Source organism: Pseudomonas sp. QLc11A (assembly GCF_052112305.1).
Taxonomy (GTDB): domain Bacteria; phylum Pseudomonadota; class Gammaproteobacteria; order Pseudomonadales; family Pseudomonadaceae; genus Aquipseudomonas; species Aquipseudomonas laurylsulfatiphila.
The window spans coordinates 1-285 of sequence record NZ_JAVAJJ010000077.1 but is presented as its reverse complement, the minus strand read 5'-3'; the positions used below and the strand labels follow the sequence as shown (position 1 = coordinate 285).

At 61.8% G+C, this 285-nt stretch carries 1 protein-coding gene; it reads left to right on the top strand.

Annotated features, from left to right (window positions below; translation table 11 throughout):
• Positions 1-285, top strand: a 285-nt coding sequence (locus Q8X48_RS29965; RefSeq protein WP_407802683.1) for an immunoglobulin-like domain-containing protein, incomplete at both ends; no start/stop codon positions are given.

Here is a 285-nt window from a genome sequence, read left to right as displayed (position 1 = left end):
ACACCACCACCGTGACCCTGACCGCGACGCCGAGCGTGGATGAAAACGGCACCATTACCTACACCGCGACCCTGACCGATGCCCAGGGCAAACCGGTCACCGCGCAGAACGGTCCAGTGACCGTGACGTTGGACAGCGGCAAGGTCATCACCATCGCTGAAGGTCAGAGCTCCGGCAGCCTGCCAGTGACCGTCGGCAACGACGTTTACACCGGTCCAACCACCGTGACCGAGTCGATTAAATCGGCCGACGGCGGCAACCTAGAGTCCATCAACCCGATCAAGA